Genomic DNA, 16,460 nt, shown 5'->3' with positions numbered 1-16,460 from the left:
TCACATGGTGTTGGACTCCCTGCGCCAAGGTGGGCCAATGACTGGTTCGGACTTCGGCATCTCCCGGCGCACGCTGCTGCGCACCTCCGCCCTCGGTCTCGTCGCGGTCCCCGCACTCGCCGGCTGCTCGAACGACGGGCCCACACTGGTCCGTCCGCGCCCGAACCTCACCCACGGCGTCGCGGTGGGCGATCCGCGCACCGACGGCGCGCTGATCTGGGCGCGTTCCGATCAGCCCGCGAAGCTGATCGTGGAGACCGCGGCCACCGAATCCTTCATCGACGCCAAACGATTCACCGGTCCGATGCTGACCCCGGCCTCCGACGGCACCGGACGCGTGCGAGTCAACGGTCTGACCGCCGGCCAGCAGGTGCACTACCGGGTCACCCTCGAAGGCGAGGACGGCGCCGCCTCCGAACCGATTACCGGTGTGTTCCGCACCGTGCCCACCGGCGGGTCCGATATCAAGCTGCAGTGGTCCGGTGATGTGGTCGGCCAGGGCTACGGCATCAACCCCGAACTCGGCGGTATGAGGATCTTCTCCGCCATGGCCGCGCGTGACCCGCACCTGTTCATCCACTCCGGCGACTCGATCTACGCCGACGGCCCGCTGCAGGAATCGGTGACGCTGCCCGACGGCCGGATCTGGCGCAATACCGTCTCCGAGGCGAAAAGCGCTGTCGCGCAGACTCTGGACCAGTTCCGCGGCAACTATGCCTACAACCTGTCCGACCAGAACTACCGCCGCTTCAATAGCTCGGTCGCCCAGGTGGTCCAGTGGGACGACCACGAAACCGTCAACAACTGGTACCACGGCGGCCTGGTCGCCGAGACCAAGGGCTACAGCGAGCGCAGCATGGACACCCTGGCGACGCGCTCCTGGCAGGCCTTCCACGAGTGGATGCCATTGGAGCCCGAGGAGGCGGTCGACAGCCGCCTCTACCGCAAGATCTCTTACGGCCCGCTGCTGGACATCTTCGTCCTGGATATGCGGACCTATAAGGACACCAACGACATCGACAACGGACCCAGCGGTCGCATCTTCGGTCCGGAACAGACGAAGTGGCTCATCGAGGGTCTGCGCGATTCCAAGGCAACCTGGAAAATCGTCGCCAACGACCTACCGCTCGGCCTTGTCGTCAAGGACGGTGAACAAAAAGTCACGGCATACGAGGGCCCCGCCAATGGCGACAACGGCGCCCCGTCCGGCCGGGAAACCGAAATCGCCCAAGTACTCTCGGCGATCAAGGCGAACAAGGTGGGCGGTGTGGTCTGGCTGACCGCGGACGTGCACTACACCGCGGCCCATCACTATTCGCCCGAGCGCGCCGCCTTCACCGACTTCGACGAGTTCTGGGAGTTCGTGTCCGGACCGCTGAATGCCGGTGCGTTCGGCCCGAATCCGCTCGACGGCACCTTCGGTCCGGAGGCGGTCTTCGTGCACGCGCCGACCGTTCAGAACGCCTCACCACTGGACAGCTTCCAACATTTCGGTGAGGTGCTGATCGATGGCAAGTCAAGGGAACTGACGGTCAATCTGTGCGATGCGACCGGATCCGTCCTGTTCAGCCAGCGGCTCGCGCCGCCGGCCCGGTAACCGTAGAGATCGAACGAGCATCGGAGGCCGCGCTGTGGTTAGCTTTCGGTCCATGAGCACGCCGCACACTGTCGCCGCCGAAGAATATCTACCTCGTGACACCGCGGATGTCGTTCGTACGGTGCGGAATTCACGCGGTCGCGCGGAAAACCTCACGGTGCGTGGCGGCGAACCGATCGACGACGGTCTGTCGTTACCCGATCCGCGCGCGGTGGTCTCGCTGCGAAAGATGAATTCGGTGCTCGATATCAACCTCGGCAGGCGCACTGTGCGCGTGCAGGCGGGCGCAAAACTCTCCGATATCGATCGGCGCCTGGGCGCACACGGCCTCGGTCTGCCGATCGTCGGCGACCACCGCGATATCACCGCGGGCGGTTTCGCCTCGGTCGGCGGTGTCAGCACGGCATCGCACAAGTACGGCATGTTCATCGATCAGATCGTGGACCTGGAGTACGTCGATCCGGACGGACGCATCGGCACCTGCGGTCGCAACCACCACACCGAGCGCTTCCACCGGATCCTCGGCGCGGGCGGACGCGCGGGCATCATCACCGCGCTCACCCTCGATGCGGTCGATATCGACAAGGACCACACCTGGCTCACCACCGACGCCGACCGCTTCCTGGACTTCGACTCCTTCGTCGAACACGCATACGCCGAAATCGCCCGGCCGGGCAATGTCGCACTGCAGGTCGGTCGTTGGGTCGATACCGCGCCGCTGAAGGTTTCGCGCCCGGTCGGCACCGGCCATGTGCAGTTGGGGACCGTGCGGTTCGGTCAGTGGTCGAGCCTGTACCCCACCACGCCCACCCGCTCGCTGCGGGCGCGCCGTGAGGTCGGCACCAAGACCAGGAAGTCGTTGGGCGTCATCGCCTCTGCCGCGGGCGGCCGCGCGGGTGCACCGGTGCGCAATGCCGCGGCGGGCGCGCTCATGTTCGCCCCGAAAGTGCTGACACTGCGCGATGCGGAGTATCTGGCCGACACGGTCATCAGCTCCTCCGAACGCGGACCCGCCTACCGGGTCGCGATTTTCGCGCCGCTGTCGACCTATGCCTCGGTTTTCTACAGACTGCACGATTTGTTTGCTGGACACCGGGAGCGGACCGGATGCTTCACCGTCATCTCCGCGATGACCTACGGCGTGCGCTCGAAGTACCTGCGTGAGGACGCGCAAGCACGCGGACTCGCGGTCGAGGACCACGGACTGATCACCTTCACCTGCCGTTTGCGGCCCTCGGCGCTGCCCTCAGAACTGTTGCGCGACATCGTTACCGGAATCGATGAGATCTGCGCATCCGAACACGCCCTGCGGTACGACTCCACGGATTAGACTGGTCGCGCCGCATATAGTCGCCAGCAAATAGCTTCACCGCCCATCCGGCGGTTCGGCTATCTGTTGGTGACGGCGGTCGACTTCGGCACTGTCGGCGGGGTGTCGATGCGTTGGTTCAGCCCATCTACGGTGAAGGTTGCTCTGATGCTCGAATTCCGCACTGCCCCGCCCCGTTTGCCGGACCGTAAGCGTCAGCGGCCCGAATCCGTCGAGGGGCTGCGGGTTCTCGTGACGGACGCGTGTTCCGAAATCGGTCACGCCACAGCCACGCTGCTTGCCGCACAGGGCGCGCAGTTGCTGCTGGTCGCCCGGCGCGGGGATCAACTCGTCGCCAGCTGCAATCAGATCGTCGATGCGGGCGGTGCGGCGAATTGGTTCCGCTGTGATATCTCCGCACTCGGTGATGTCGATCAACTCGTCGACTGGGTGCTCAGCGATTTCGGCCGCGTCGACGTGCTGATCAACAATGCCGGCCGTCCGCTGCGCCGACCCGTCTCACAATCCCTGGACCGCTTCCGTGACTACCAGCGCATGATGGCGACCAACTACTTCGGTCCGCTGCGTCTGACGCTCGGTCTGCTGCCCGCCATGCTGGAATCCGGCTCCGGCCACGTGATCAATGTGGGCCCGTGGAGTCTGAAGACCGGCGCCACACCGAATTTCGCCTCCTACGCCAGCTCCCAGGCGGCCTGGACCACCTTCGGTCAATGCGCGGACGCCGAACTCTCGCCACGCGGCATCCAGGTGACCGCCGTCCAATATCCGGCCGTCCAACCGGATACCGGAACAATCGCGCACTACGTCACCGAGCCCGCACTGGAACCGACCGACGCCGCCCGGCTGATCGAAACGGCCATCCGCACCCGCCCGGCCCGCCTCCAACCCCGCTTCGCGCGCACCCTGCGCGGACTGGCCGGTGTCGCACCCCGCTCCACCAACCGCATCCTGTCCCGCCTCGCCTCGCTCTAGACCGGCGGCAGCAGCGCCGACGGTAGTCGAATAGTGGCTTCAAGGCCCTTGGGCAACAACCATTCGACTACCGTCGGCGATATCCCAGCCCAGCAACGACGAAGCGCCCCACCGGAGTCCGGTGGGGCGCTTCGAAAAGAGCTATCAGCTCAGTGCTTTTCGGGGCCGAGGTAGTACTCGAAGACCAGACCGGCGGCCGCACCGAGGATGCACACCACACCGATGCCGATCAACCAGAACTGGAAGAACGCCAGGCCCAGGGCGGTGATGGAGCCCGCGCCGGCCAGGGTGATGGGCCAGAAGCTGCCGGGCGAGAAGAAGCCCAGATCGCCCGCGCCGTCCACGATCTCGGCATCCTCGTAGTCCTCCGGGCGCAGGTCGAGGCGACGTGCGACGAAACGGAAGTAGGTGCCGATGATCAGCGACAGACCGGCGGTCAGCACCGTCGCGGTGGTGCCCGCCCACTCGACACCGGTCCGCGACTGGCCGGTGAAGTAGCCGTACACGACTGCCACGATGATGAAGAACACCGTGAGCAGTTCGAAAATCCGCGCTTCGATCTTCATTTCAGATCAGTCCTCACTTGCTCTCTACCGCGGACGCGCTCTTGGTGTCGCGCTTGGTGTTGAACGGCTGGGTGGAGGTCGCGATCGGGGATTCACCGATGGACTCGAGCGCCTCGGCGTTGGTCTTACCCGCCTTACGCGCATCGATGTACTTGGTGAACTTCTCCGGCGATACCGCGCGGACCTCGAAGTTCATCATCGAGTGGAAGGTGCCGCACATCTCGGCGCAGCGGCCGACGAATGCGCCTTCCTTCTCGATCTTGGTGATCTGGAAGACGTTATCCGAGTGGTTTTCCTTCGGGTTCGGCATCACGTCGCGCTTGAACAGGAACTCCGGCACCCAGAAGGCGTGCACGACATCGGCCGCGGCTATCTGGAATTCGATGACCTTGTTGGTCGGCAACACGAGCACCGGGATCTCGCTGCTGGAGCCGACGGTCTCGACCTTGTCGTAGTGCAGGTAGGACAGGATGTCGTTCTCCGGCTTGCCGTGCACCGGGCCCGGCTGCGGGTGACCGTCCTTGGTCAGCTCCTTGTACTCCTCGAGCTGTTCCTGGTTGGCGTCCTCGCGGGCCTTATCGATGCCGTCGAAGCGGTAGCCATCCTTGAAGTCGACATCGCGGTAACCGAACTTCCAGTTCCACTGGAAGGCGGTCACGTCGACGGTCACATCCGGGTCGGCGACCTTCTCGTGCACGTAGTTCTGCACGACCACGGTGAAGTAGAACAGCACCGCGATGATGACGAACGGCACCGCCGTGTAGGTCAGCTCCAGCGGCACGTTGTAACCGGTCTGGCGCGGGAACTCCGGGGAGTCCTTCTTCTTGCGGTGGAAGGCGACGGTCCAGAAGGTCAGACCCCACACCAGCACACCCATCAACAACGCCGCGATGACCGACCACGTCCACAGTTCCCGCATCCGGGTGGCCTGCGGCGTGATGCCCGAGGGCCAGCCGAATCGCAGCCAAACATTGTCGATCGAGCAGCCCGAGACGAGCACCGCGGTGATCCCCAAGGACACCGCCAGCCCGGCCCGCCGAAGGATCCGGCCCTGCCGACCCTTTACGGGTCGTGCCCCGATCTCTTCGCTCGCCTTGTGCGCCACGCTCACGCCTTCCTGGTCGCCACACATTCCGACAGTGCACCGCTCGGGTTGCGATCGCCCGGCGGTACGTCCTAAGCACGTTTCAGGGCATTCCGGCCGACCTGCCCGTTCGGGCGCGATCCACCTAAGAATGTCCTGAGTACTACGCAGCGTAGACCAAACCGGCGCCCCGTTTGACGTCGGGTCGCATTCGACACTCCGCCGACGCCGAGGTGGGTACGGTCACCCGAACATCGTCCCAGGACAGGGCCTGCGCCGCGACCGGATCCGGCGCATGCGAGGGCCTCGGACACAATATTTCGAATGCCGGGCAGCTGCACTTCGCGCGCTCGACGCCGCACCATCCGCGCCGGAAAGACCGGCTGATCCAGTGGGGTGCGACGTACTCGGACACGAAGATTTCGTCGCGGCGTCGGACGCAGACCGGGAGATCGGTAGATCGCGGCACTCAGCGGGCCCGGCCTTCCCGGAACACGGTCTGCGCGAGACACAAATCCAGCCGGTGCGGCATACTCGGACACGAGATTTCGTCCTGTGCGCCCACCTATCGGGCGCAGCCACCCAATGAATCGGGCCAGCGCCCGTACCAAGTAGGAAACGAGGTTGCCGACGCCGTGTGTGGACTGCTCGGATTTCTGACATCTGATGCGGCAACCGACGACAGTCGGGGACGGCAGCCAGCGCAGCTGGCGGGGTGGGTAAACACCGTGGAGCGGGTGTACGACGCCCTGCACTGCGTACGTCATCGCGGCCCGGACGAGCGCGGCACCTGGCACGACGATCATGTGATCTACGGCTTCAACCGGCTGTCGATCATCGATATCGAGCATTCGCACCAGCCGCTGCGCTGGGGTCCGGCCGAAAACCGGGAGCGCTACGCACTGACCTTCAACGGTGAGATCTACAACTACATCGAGATCCGCGAGGAACTCGCGAAGGCGCATGCCGAGGAGTATCCGGACGGCAGGATCTTCGAGACCGAGGGCGACAGCGAGGCGATCGTCGCGGCCTTCCACTACTGGGGTCCGGAGGCGGTGCGCAAGCTGCGCGGCATGTTCGCGTTCGCGATCTGGGATACCGAAACCCAGGAGCTGTTCCTGGCGCGCGATCCGTTCGGGATCAAGCCGCTGTTCCTGGCGACGGGCCCCGGCGGGACCGCGTTCGGCAGTGAGAAGAAGAGTCTGCTGGGGCTGCTGCCCGCACTCGGGCTGTCCGATGCGCTGGATCCGCGGGCTTTGGAGCACTACACGGTGCTGCAGTATGTGCCGGAGCCGGAGACCCTGCACAAGGACATCCGTCGCTTGGAATCCGGGCACTACGCGACCGTGCGGGCGGGCGAGGCACCGCAGATCACCCGCTACTTCAACCCGCAGTTCAAGGTGCGGGCCTTCGCACCCGGTTCGGCGGCCGCCCGCTATCGCGATATCGCCGAGGCCCTGGAGGACTCGGTCGCCAAGCATATGCGCGCGGATGTGACGGTCGGATCGTTCCTGTCCGGCGGCATCGACTCCACCGCGGTCGCGGCGCTGGCCATGCGGCACAACCCGAAGCTGATCACCTTCACCACCGGCTTCGAACGCGAGGGCTACTCCGAGGTCGATGTGGCCGCCGAGAGCGCGGAGGCGATCGGCGCGCGGCACATCGTGAAGGTTGTCTCCCCCGCCGAATTCGCGGCCGCGATCCCCGAAATCGTCTGGTACCTCGACGATCCCGTGGCCGACCCGGCGCTCGTCCCGCTGTACTTCGTCGCCAAGGAGGCGCGCAAGCACGTCAAGGTGGTGCTCTCCGGTGAGGGCGCGGACGAGCTGTTCGGCGGATACACGATCTACCGGGAACCGTTGTCGCTCAAGCCCTTCGAGTACTTGCCGCGTGGCGTGCGCAAGCTGGCGGGCAAGCTGTCGGAGCGGATTCCGGACGGCACCCGCGGTAAGAGCCTGCTGCACCGCGGTTCGCTCCCCCTCGAGGAGCGCTACTACGGCAATGCGCGCAGCTTCAGCGATGCGCAGTTGCGTGCGGTGCTGCGCGAATTCCGGCCGGAATGGACCCACCAGGACGTCACCGCGCCGATCTACGCGCAGTCGCGCGGCTGGGATCCGGTGGCGCGCATGCAGCATCTGGATCTCTACACCTGGCTGCGCGGCGACATCCTGGTCAAGGCCGACAAGATGACCATGGCGAATTCGCTCGAGCTGCGCGTGCCGTTCCTGGACTCCGAGGTGCTGAAGGTCGCCGAGCAACTGCCCTACGAGCAGAAGATCACCAAGGAGACCACGAAGTACGCGCTGCGCCAGGCACTCGAGGGCATCGTCCCGCCGCATGTGCTGCACCGAGCGAAGCTGGGTTTCCCTGTGCCGCTGCGGCATTGGTTGCGCGGCACCGAACTCTACGACTGGGCGCACCTGCAGATCGCCGAATCGCAGACCGATCACCTGCTGGACAAGGGCGCGATCAAGGGCATGCTCGAAGACCACCGCGCGGGCCGCGGCGACCACAGCCGCCGATTGTGGACGTTGCTGGTCTTCATGGTCTGGCACGGGATCTTCGTGGAGAAGCGCATCACCCCCGACATCCAGGAGCCGGTCTACCCCGTCTCGCTGTAGCCACTCGCGCCGCGCACATCATGTTGCGCAGCACGGCGGCACCGTCGTCTCCGCGCAATGCGACTGTGCCGCGCATTTTTTCGCACGCCGCGCATGGATTCGCGTGCAATTTCGTGCGCGGCGCAACAAGACGTGCGCAGCACGGAACCAGAGTGCCAAGCCGTCGTCTCGACGCAATGCGCTGTGCGGCGCATCTTTGCGCACGCCGCGCATGGATGCGCCCAGCGAATTCGTGGGCGGCGCGCTAAAGCGTGCGCAGCGCGGGGGTTGCCGAGCGGGGCGCGGTGAGCAGATGCGAACGGCCGCACCGGGATACGGTGCGGCCGTCGGGATCGCGTCGGTCAGAGCAGAGGCTTGATATCGGCGGCGGCTTCGGGACCGTAAGCCTTGGTGAGGCGCTCGAGGGCATCGTCCTTGCTGAGGGTCCACTCCTGGGTGCCCATGGTCTCGAGTACGAGAACCGCGATGAGCGAACCCAATTGGGCGGAACGCTCCAGCGAGAGTCCGGTGGTGTGGCCGGTCAGGAAGCCCGCGCGGAAAGCGTCGCCGACGCCGGTGGGCTCGACCTTGTCAACCTCGGGGACCACACCGACGGTCACCTCGGTGCCGTCGCGGTCGACGATCTGCACGCCGTCCTTGCCGAGCGTGGTGACCCGGATACCGACCTTGCGCGCGACCTCTTCCTCGCTCAGACCGGTCTTCTGCAGCAGCAGCGCCCACTCGTACTTATTGGTGAAAAGGTATGCGGCGCCTTCGATCAGCTGCACGGCCTGATCGCCGTCGAGGCGGGCCAGTTGCTGGGACGGGTCGGCGGCGAACGGAATGCCGAGTTCGCGGCATTCGGCGGTGTGGCGCAGCATCGCCTCGGGATCGTTGGCGCCGATGAGCACCAGGTCGAGGGTGTGCTGCTCGGCGAGCTCGCCGATCGAGATGTCACGGGCCTCGCTCATCGCGCCCGGGTAGAACGAGGCGATCTGGGCCATGTCGTCATCGGTGGTGCAAACGAAGCGCGCGGTATGCGCCCGGTCCGAGATCTTGACCGTGGAGCAGTCGACACCGTGCTTCTCCAGCCAGCCGCCGTACTCCGTGAAATCGGCACCGACCGCGCCGACGAGCAGCGGCGTGCGGTTCAATACGCCCATGGCGTAGGCGATGTTGCCCGCGACACCGCCCTTGCGGATCTGCAGATCATCGACGAGAAAGCTCACCGAGACGTGGTCGAGCTGATCGGCCAGCAGCGCGTCGGCGAACCGTCCGGGGAAACGCATGAGGTGGTCGGTTGCAATGGACGCGGACACGGCGATAGACACGAGGCTGAGCCCCTTCGAGTAGGCGGCAGACGACGAATGGCGCGGGGAGGAACCCGCGCCTTCACCGTATCAACTACCGCGTCCGCCGAGCACCAACGACTTCTCCGCCCCGGCGACAACCGGCCGGGGGTCGAGGTGTCAGTTGAAGGAGTCGCCGCAGGCGCAGGAACCCGTCGCGTTCGGGTTGTCGATCGTGAAGCCCTGCTTCTCGATGGTGTCGACGAAGTCGATCGAGGCGCCCTGTACGTACGGCGCGCTCATCCGGTCGACGGCCAGCTTGACGCCGCCGAAGTCGACGGTCAGGTCGCCGTCGAGCGAGCGGTCGTCGAAGAAGAGCTGGTAGCGCAGGCCCGCACAGCCGCCCGGCTGCACGGCGATACGCAGGGCGAGGTCGTCGCGACCCTCCTGGTCGAGCAGCGCCTTCGCCTTGCTGGCGGCGGCGTCGGTCAGAGCCACACCGTGGGTGGTCGTCTCGTCTTGCACAGTCATGAACTCTCCTCAAGACAGCTGTGTTCAACCCGTGAACAGCGCACGGCTCGTGGCTGTCAACACCACGCAGCGGGCTGTTATTCCCCCATCTTGCCACCACCGGGTGCCGCGGTGGACACAACCTCCCACCGACCTCATTTCCTGCGGGGTACCGCATCGAATAGCCTGGTCGCGTGAAATTGTTCCGTCGCGGCGAGTCCAGCACCACCGACGAGAGCGCCGACCAGACGGCGGGCTCGGACGGCGGCTCGACCGCAGTCTCCATCACGAAAGCGGCCACCGCCACCGAGGGCAAGGGCCGACCGACTCCGAAACGTCGTGACGCCCAAGGCAAGCGGCGCGGCCCGGTGGCTCCGGCCCCGCTCACCGCGAAGGAGGCGCGCGCCCGGCGCAAGGCCACCCGCGGTAGCCGCCAGGACCGCAAAACGGCCTCGGCCGAGCGTCGGCTGGCGGCCCAGGACCGGCGCGCCAGGATGCTGGCCGGTGAGGACAAATACCTGCTGCCCCGTGATCAGGGTCCGGTGCGGGCGTTCGTGCGCGACATCGTCGATGCGCGACGCAACCTGGTCGGGTTGTTCATGCCGATGGCGCTGGTCCTGATCCTGTCGATGTTCGTTGCGCCCGCGCTGCAGACGATTGTGACCCTCGCCATGCTGGTGATGATGTTCTTCATGATCGCCGAGGGCTTCCTGCTCGGCCGGATCATCAACGGACGAGTGCGTGAGCGCTTCCCGGAGAGCACTGATACCGGCTACAAGCTGGGGTGGTACGCCTTCGTCCGCGCCTCGCAGATCCGCAAGATGCGGGCGCCGAAGCCGCGGGTCGGCCCCGGCGACAGTGTTTAATTTGCAGCGCCTTCGGCGCTGCGGGTTCGCGGCCCCTTCTGTCTCGCGTCCGAGCCGTCGAGACTCGCGCCTGCGGCGCATGCGCTTCGACGACTCGGACGCGAGACGGGCCGCGAACGGGTCGCTCGTAAGACTCGCTCCGTCGTGGTCGGGAGAGGGAGAGCGGCAATCGCCCACGCCCATCGTGCGTCCCGGAATGGTCGTGGATCCCTCAGTGGTGATGTGAGTGGGCGATGATGGCGGACAGATCGGACTGCAGGCGCTGGGCGTCGCGATCGGTGACATTCGCGGATCCGGCGTGACCGCCGCCTCGTGTGACGAGGACCGCGAAGCCCACCACTACCGCCATGCTTACGAGAAAAGTAATCATGGCAGTAATTTTGCGCTCGGCGATTTACCGCCGAAAGTGGCTGTTCTGACATTGTTCGTAAAGATTCAGCCAGGTACGCTGTCTGCATGCTGTCCAAGGTCGCGGTGGTGCTGTCGGAGCGCCTGGCCATGTTCGAATTCGGCGTGGTCTGTGAGGTTTTCGGGCTCGATCGGACCGCGGACGGACTGCCCGGATTCGATTTCAAGGTGTGCGGGGCCGAGCCCGGGAAGCCGCTGCCGTCCACGACTCCCGGTATCACTGTCACACCGGAGTTCGGGCTGGAGGAGTTGGCAAAGGCCGATCTGGTGGCGATTCCGGCCTTTCCCGCATCCGCCCTCGAGCAGGGGCTCGACCCGCGGGTGGTCGGCGCGATACGGGACGCGTCGGATGGTGGGGCGATCGTGCTCACCGTATGTTCCGGTGCGTTCCTGGCCGGGGCGGCCGGCCTGCTCGACGGTCGCAAGTGCACCACGCATTGGCGCTATGTCGACCAGTTGGCGGCGCAGTTTCCACAGGCCACGGTCGATCCCGATGTGTTGTTCGTCGACGAGGGCAATCTGATCACCTCGGCGGGCACGGCCGCGGGTATCGATGCCTGCCTGCATCTGGTACGCCGGGAGATCGGCAGTTCCGTCGCGAATGCGATCGCCCGCCGGATGGTGGTGCCGCCGCAGCGTGACGGCGGACAGCGCCAATTCATCGAGCGTCCGGTGCCCGAATGCACCTCCGACAGTCTCAGCTCCACGCTGCAGTGGATGAACGAAAATCTCGACCTGCCGCACACCATCGACGATCTGGCCGCCCGCTCGATGATGTCCACCCGCACCTTCGCCCGCCGCTTCGCCGCCGAAACCGGAACCACACCGGTGAAATGGCTGACCAATCAACGTGTGCTGTACGCCAAGCATCTGCTCGAGGACACCGACGAGGGACTGGAACAGATTGCCGCACAAGCCGGTTTCGGATCCGGCGCGCTGCTGCGGCATCACTTCCAGAAGGTCGTCGGTATCGCGCCGACCGAGTATCGCCGCCGGTTCGGCCCCACGGAGGCGACCGAACAGCGGGCGTGAGCGAGTGAATTATCAACACGGCCGCCAACGCGGTCACGCCGGAACCGAGCGCCAGCGAGGTGCAGGCATGAGCGAGCGAAGCGAGCGAACTATCAACACAGCCGCCAACGCGGTCACGCCGGAACCGAGCGCCAGCGAGGTGCAGGCATGACCGCGGCGGATTGATACGGTGCTGCCGTGTCGGATCGCTCATCTACCAGCAACCGCGCGCACCGCATCCTCGTACTCGGCGGCGCGCGATCCGGTAAGTCGGCATTCGCGGAGGTGCTGGCGGCCGAGGGCGGCCCGGTGCGCTATATCGCCACCGCGATTCCCGATCCCGCCGATCTCGACTTCGCCGAGCGCATCGCCCGCCACCGCGACCGCAGGCCCGCGGACTGGATTGTCCTCGAAAGCGCTGATCCGGCAACAGTTCTCACCGCCGCTCCCCCGGCCGGAACCACACTGATCGACGATATCGGCACCTGGCTCACCGCCCGTATCGATGCGCGCGAGGCCTGGGATGCCCCGCGCGGCACCATCGCCCCAGACACGGACGCCTTGGTCGCCGCCGTCACTGCCTACCCCGGCCGCTTGGTGATCGTGACCCCCGAGGTAGGTATGGGCGTCATCCCCGCCACCCGCTCCGGCCGCCTCTTCCGCGACGAGATCGGCACCCTCAACCAACGCCTCGCGCAAACCTGCGACGAGGCCTTCTTGATCGTCGCCGGGCTCCCTCTCCGGCTGAAATAGGACCGCACAGCTGCGGCGATCACGTCGCGTCACTCGCGAGAGCCGCGCCGTATCGGGTGTCGCGCCAACCGTGCAGGATGCGCCACGCGGACGGCCGGGTGGGCCGCGAGCGCGCGGGAGGAGGCATCGGGCGCGGGGTGGGTGGTGCGGATGGGTGGGGGTGGCGGCAAGATTGGGCCGGATATGGACTGCGCGGTGTAGGAATGAACTGCCCCGACCCGAAAGGCTCGATAGTGACAGACGGATTCGGACCGGTTGTGCCACCCGATGCGGGGGTTCGGGTGGCGGCGGAGCAGCGGCAGGCGCAGCTGACCAAACCCGGTGGGGCGCTCGGGCGGCTCGAGATACTTGGGAATTGGGTGTCGGCATGTCAGGGCGTGTGCCCGCCGAAGCAGTTCGAGCGGGCGCGGGTGGTGGTGTTCGCCGGAGATCACGGCGTTGCGCGCCACGGTGTTTCGGCATATCCGAGTGAGGTGACCGCACAAATGGTCGCCAATTTCCTCGGCGGCGGCGCAGCGGTGAATACGCTGGCCGGAGTGGCGGGTGCGACCGTGCGGGTCGTCGATATTTCCGTCGACGCCGATACCGATCCGCAGATCGCCAAGCACAAAGTGCGGCGCTCGAGCGGGGCGATCGATCGCGAGGACGCGCTCAGCGAGGACGAGATCCATGCCGCGCTGGCCGCGGGCAAGGCGATCGCCGACGAAGAGATTGATGCGGGCGCCGACCTGCTCATTGCGGGCGATATGGGCATCGGCAATACGACACCCGCCACCGTCCTCATCGCGACCCTTACCGATACCGAACCCATCGCCGCGGTCGGCCGGGGTACCGGCGTGGACGATGCGGGCTGGATCCGCAAGGTCGCCGCGATCCGCGATGCCATGCGCCGCGCCCGCCCGGTCGCCAAGGACCCGGCCGAATTGCTGCGCGTAGCCGCAGGCGCCGACTTCGCCGCCCTGGCGGGCTTCCTCGCCCAGGCCGCGACCCGACGGACTCCGGTCATCCTCGATGGCGTGGTTGTCACGGCGGCCGCCCTGGTCGCGGAGGATCTGGCCGCGGGTGCCAGCGCCTGGTGGCTCGCGGGCCACCGTTCCACCGAACCCGCGCACGCCCTCGCCCTGCGCCACCTCCGCCTCGAGCCCCTCCTCGACCTGGACATGCGCCTCGGCGAAGGATCCGGCGCCCTGACCGCCCTCCCCGTCCTCCGCGCCGCCGTGGCCACCCTCGCCGAAATGGCCACCTTCGCGGAAGCCGGCGTGAGCACAGCCGATTCGGCCGCCGAACCCGAAGCCGAAGCCGAAGCCGAAGCCGAAGCCGAAGCCGAAGCCGAAGCCGAGACCAGCATCGCCGCCGAAGCGACCGCGCAACCGGACTTGCGGAAATAGACGGTGACCGCACGCGCCTTCCGCAACAAGCGAGCCTTGCGCTCCGGGCAAGCGGACCGCGCTTCCGGTCCGAAGCTCCGCGACAACCGCCATCGGCAGCCGACGGTCCCGACTCGCAAGGCGACCCCAACCACCAGCGGCAACACACGCCTGCGGCGACAGGCGGGCCTGGCACTCCGAGCCGACGGAACGCTCAGCACGAACGGTGCACGGCGTAGGGCGTGCGCGACGGCGGTTTCGCTGCGTGAATTCGACGATGGCGATGGTCGAGCGATTACAGGTCGGCAAATATGAACGGTGTGCGGCTTGCGGTGTCGTGGCTGACGGTGCTGCCGGTGCGCGGGCCGGAGAGTGTCGATCGGAGCGCGGCGGGGCGGGCGATTGCGTTGGCGCCGTTGGTGGGGGTGGGACTCGGGGCCGCCGGGGTCGGGGTGCTGTGGGTGTTGGTGTGGGGTGGGGCGAGTACGGCGGTCGCGGGGCTGGTGGTGGTTGCCGGGTTAGCGCTCATCACTCGGGGGATGCACCTGGATGGGTTGGCCGACACGCTGGACGGGTTGGGGTCCTATGGTTCGCCCGAGCGGGCCAGGGAGATATTGAAGCGTGGTGACACGGGGCCGTTCGGGGTGGCGGCAATTGTGTTCGCCGTTGGGATCCAAGCGTTTTCGTTCGCCGCGCTGGCCCAGGCCGAGCGTTGGTTCGCGGTGCTGCTCGCGGTGGCCGTCGGCCGAGTGGTCGTGGTCCTCGCATGTCGGCGTGGCATCGCCGCCGCGCCCGGCACCGGCTTCGGCGCATTAGTCGCCGGGACCCAGCACCTGATCACCATCGCACTCTGGTCCGCACTCGCCGTAGCCGCAGGCATACTCGCCGTCCCGGACCACCGCTGGCTCGGCCCCGCCGTTGTCCTTGTCGCCCTGGGCATTTCAGCTCTATTCGCCCGACACTGCACTCACCGCTTCGGCGGCCTCTCCGGTGACATCCTCGGCGCAACACTCGAGATATCCGTCGCCGTCACCGCCGCCGGACTAACCCTGGGCACCTGACTCACAACAGCGTCGCCAGCAACGCGTCGCCATGCCGCCCTTGATATTTCAGGTCTCATGACCCACATTGGTCCCCGCCGGGATAGCGGATCGGGCTCGAGCGTGCATTCTCGCGCGGACTCGGCGGGAAAGTGCACGCTCACCGTCAGCTGGACAGGGCAGCGGCGGTATTCACTCGCATCGGGCCAGTGCCTGCCCACCCGGCGGCTTCGTCAGTCCGGTAACCACGTACACACGCACGCCCACACTCGCATCCGGACACATTGCCCGCGATGAGATAGCTGGCACGGTGCGCGCATTGTCTGGGTCAGGCAATACAGTGGACGGTATGCCTTCCGAGCGTCTGTATTTTCGTCAACTGCTGTCCGGTCGAGATTTTGCCGTGGGTGATCCGATCGCGACACAGATGCGAAATTTCGCGTATCTGATCGGCGATCGGGAGACCGGCGAGTGTGTGGTGGTGGATCCGGCGTATGCGGCGGGCGATCTGGTGGATATCGCCGAGGCTGACGGGCTGCGGCTGACCGGGGTACTCGCGACCCATCACCACCCGGACCATGTCGGCGGCACCATGCTGGGATTCACCCTGCGCGGGGTGCGGGAGTTGCTGGAGAAGACCAGCGTTCCGGTGCATGTCAATGCCGAGGAACTGTCCTGGGTCGCCAATGTCACAGGCATCGCGCCGAGCGAACTCACCGGACACGAGCACTGCGACAAGGTCAGCGTCGGCGCCTTCGATATCGAGCTGCTGCACACCCCCGGCCACACCCCCGGCAGCCAATGCTTCCTGTTCGACAATCGCCTCATCGCGGGCGACACGCTCTTCATCGACGGCTGCGGCCGCACCGACTTCCCCGGCGGCGACTCCGACGCCATGTTCCGTAGCCTGCGCTACCTAGCCGACCTATCCGGCGACCCGGTCGTCTACCCCGGTCACTGGTATTCCCAGCACCCCTCCGCCGCGCTCTCCACGGTCAAGGACGCCAACTACGTCATGCGCCCGCAAACCCTGGAGGAATGGCGCACCTTCATGCCCAGCTGACTCA

15 protein-coding genes are annotated in these 16,460 nt (G+C 66.3%); 10 read left to right on the top strand and 5 right to left on the bottom strand.

Annotation, left to right across the window (positions count from 1 at the left end):
• Positions 1 to 37: 37 nt before the first annotated feature.
• The 3 genes from OIE68_RS44130 to OIE68_RS44120 all read left to right on the top strand — a co-directional run bounded on the left by OIE68_RS44130 (position 38) and on the right by OIE68_RS44120 (position 3,899).
• On the top strand, positions 38 to 1,597 hold the full coding sequence (locus OIE68_RS44130; protein WP_327096820.1) for an alkaline phosphatase D family protein: 1,560 nt from the start codon (positions 38 to 40) through the stop codon (positions 1,595 to 1,597).
• Positions 1,598 to 1,649: 52 nt separating this feature from the next.
• Entirely contained in the window at positions 1,650 to 2,927 is a 1,278-nt protein-coding gene (locus OIE68_RS44125; protein WP_327096819.1) for an FAD-binding oxidoreductase, read from the top strand.
• A 147-nt stretch (positions 2,928 to 3,074) separates the two neighbouring features.
• A complete protein-coding gene (locus OIE68_RS44120; RefSeq protein ID WP_327096818.1) occupies positions 3,075 to 3,899 on the top strand; it encodes an SDR family NAD(P)-dependent oxidoreductase in 825 nt (274 codons plus the stop codon).
• 149 nt (positions 3,900 to 4,048) lie between these two features.
• Here the strand turns inward: OIE68_RS44120 and OIE68_RS44115 are convergent, their stop codons facing one another.
• Positions 4,049 to 4,465, bottom strand: coding sequence for a cytochrome c oxidase subunit 4 (locus tag OIE68_RS44115; protein WP_040688533.1), 417 nt, complete (start codon positions 4,463 to 4,465; stop codon positions 4,049 to 4,051).
• Between the two features lie 13 nt (positions 4,466 to 4,478).
• Positions 4,479 to 5,570, bottom strand: a complete 1,092-nt coding sequence (locus OIE68_RS44110; RefSeq protein WP_327096817.1) for a cytochrome c oxidase subunit II — start codon at positions 5,568 to 5,570, stop codon at positions 4,479 to 4,481.
• 614 nt (positions 5,571 to 6,184) lie between these two features.
• On the opposite strand from OIE68_RS44110, the gene asnB reads away from it, so the two are divergent.
• The gene (gene asnB / locus OIE68_RS44105; protein WP_327096816.1) at positions 6,185 to 8,170 is read left to right on the top strand and encodes an asparagine synthase (glutamine-hydrolyzing); all 1,986 of its coding nucleotides are present in this window, start codon (positions 6,185 to 6,187) and stop codon (positions 8,168 to 8,170) included.
• 341 nt (positions 8,171 to 8,511) lie between these two features.
• On the opposite strand, the gene OIE68_RS44100 is transcribed toward asnB, so the two are convergent.
• Together OIE68_RS44100 and OIE68_RS44095 are read right to left on the bottom strand one after the other, a co-directional pair.
• Entirely contained in the window at positions 8,512 to 9,480 is a 969-nt protein-coding gene (locus OIE68_RS44100; protein WP_327096815.1) for a carbohydrate kinase family protein, read from the bottom strand.
• Positions 9,481 to 9,618: 138 nt separating this feature from the next.
• Complete coding sequence (locus OIE68_RS44095) at positions 9,619 to 9,969, bottom strand: iron-sulfur cluster assembly accessory protein (protein WP_327096814.1); 351 nt, start codon at positions 9,967 to 9,969, stop codon at positions 9,619 to 9,621.
• Positions 9,970 to 10,142: 173 nt separating this feature from the next.
• On the opposite strand from OIE68_RS44095, the gene OIE68_RS44090 reads away from it, so the two are divergent.
• Positions 10,143 to 10,814: a DUF3043 domain-containing protein gene (locus OIE68_RS44090; RefSeq protein ID WP_327096813.1), complete on the top strand. Its 672-nt coding sequence runs from the start codon at positions 10,143 to 10,145 to the stop codon at positions 10,812 to 10,814.
• Between the two features lie 211 nt (positions 10,815 to 11,025).
• On the opposite strand, the gene OIE68_RS44085 is transcribed toward OIE68_RS44090, so the two are convergent.
• Entirely contained in the window at positions 11,026 to 11,184 is a 159-nt protein-coding gene (locus OIE68_RS44085; RefSeq protein ID WP_327096812.1) for a hypothetical protein, read from the bottom strand.
• Positions 11,185 to 11,270: 86 nt separating this feature from the next.
• Here OIE68_RS44085 and OIE68_RS44080 point away from each other — a divergent pair, with 86 nt between their 5' ends.
• The 5 genes from OIE68_RS44080 to OIE68_RS44060 all read left to right on the top strand — a co-directional run bounded on the left by OIE68_RS44080 (position 11,271) and on the right by OIE68_RS44060 (position 16,456).
• Entirely contained in the window at positions 11,271 to 12,254 is a 984-nt protein-coding gene (locus OIE68_RS44080) for a helix-turn-helix domain-containing protein (RefSeq protein ID WP_327096811.1), read from the top strand.
• Positions 12,255 to 12,431: 177 nt separating this feature from the next.
• On the top strand, positions 12,432 to 12,986 hold the full coding sequence (gene cobU / locus OIE68_RS44075; protein WP_327096810.1) for a bifunctional adenosylcobinamide kinase/adenosylcobinamide-phosphate guanylyltransferase: 555 nt from the start codon (positions 12,432 to 12,434) through the stop codon (positions 12,984 to 12,986).
• A 203-nt stretch (positions 12,987 to 13,189) separates the two neighbouring features.
• Positions 13,190 to 14,374, top strand: coding sequence for a nicotinate-nucleotide--dimethylbenzimidazole phosphoribosyltransferase (gene cobT / locus OIE68_RS44070; RefSeq protein WP_327096809.1), 1,185 nt, complete (start codon positions 13,190 to 13,192; stop codon positions 14,372 to 14,374).
• A gap of 290 nt (positions 14,375 to 14,664) precedes the next feature.
• Positions 14,665 to 15,414 carry an adenosylcobinamide-GDP ribazoletransferase gene (locus OIE68_RS44065; protein WP_327096808.1) on the top strand — a complete coding sequence of 250 codons (750 nt, stop codon included), beginning with the start codon at positions 14,665 to 14,667 and terminating at the stop codon, positions 15,412 to 15,414.
• A 328-nt stretch (positions 15,415 to 15,742) separates the two neighbouring features.
• Positions 15,743 to 16,456 carry an MBL fold metallo-hydrolase gene (locus OIE68_RS44060; protein ID WP_327096807.1) on the top strand — a complete coding sequence of 238 codons (714 nt, stop codon included), beginning with the start codon at positions 15,743 to 15,745 and terminating at the stop codon, positions 16,454 to 16,456.
• The last annotated feature ends 4 nt before the right edge of the window (positions 16,457 to 16,460 follow it).

The sequence above is a fragment of the Nocardia vinacea genome (assembly GCF_035920345.1).
In the GTDB taxonomy this organism is placed as follows: Bacteria; Actinomycetota; Actinomycetes; order Mycobacteriales; family Mycobacteriaceae; genus Nocardia; species Nocardia vinacea_A.
The sequence above is the reverse complement of the archived record's forward strand: the minus strand, read 5'-3'. Positions and strand labels throughout refer to the sequence as shown.

What these genes read in the sequence shown, in the direction of transcription:
- OIE68_RS44130 (WP_327096820.1), top strand. Translation starts at nt 38, where the DNA reads ATGACTGGTTCGGACTTCGGCATCTCCCGGCGCACGCTGCTGCGCACC.
- OIE68_RS44125 (WP_327096819.1), top strand. Translation starts at nt 1,650, where the DNA reads ATGAGCACGCCGCACACTGTCGCCGCCGAAGAATATCTACCTCGTGAC.
- OIE68_RS44120 (WP_327096818.1), top strand. Translation starts at nt 3,075, where the DNA reads ATGCTCGAATTCCGCACTGCCCCGCCCCGTTTGCCGGACCGTAAGCGT.
- OIE68_RS44115 (WP_040688533.1), bottom strand. Translation starts at nt 4,465, where the DNA reads ATGAAGATCGAAGCGCGGATTTTCGAACTGCTCACGGTGTTCTTCATC.
- OIE68_RS44095 (WP_327096814.1), bottom strand. Translation starts at nt 9,969, where the DNA reads ATGACTGTGCAAGACGAGACGACCACCCACGGTGTGGCTCTGACCGAC.
- OIE68_RS44085 (WP_327096812.1), bottom strand. Translation starts at nt 11,184, where the DNA reads ATGATTACTTTTCTCGTAAGCATGGCGGTAGTGGTGGGCTTCGCGGTC.
- OIE68_RS44080 (WP_327096811.1), top strand. Translation starts at nt 11,271, where the DNA reads ATGCTGTCCAAGGTCGCGGTGGTGCTGTCGGAGCGCCTGGCCATGTTC.
- cobT (WP_327096809.1), top strand. Translation starts at nt 13,190, where the DNA reads ATGAACTGCCCCGACCCGAAAGGCTCGATAGTGACAGACGGATTCGGA.
- OIE68_RS44065 (WP_327096808.1), top strand. Translation starts at nt 14,665, where the DNA reads ATGAACGGTGTGCGGCTTGCGGTGTCGTGGCTGACGGTGCTGCCGGTG.
- OIE68_RS44060 (WP_327096807.1), top strand. Translation starts at nt 15,743, where the DNA reads ATGCCTTCCGAGCGTCTGTATTTTCGTCAACTGCTGTCCGGTCGAGAT.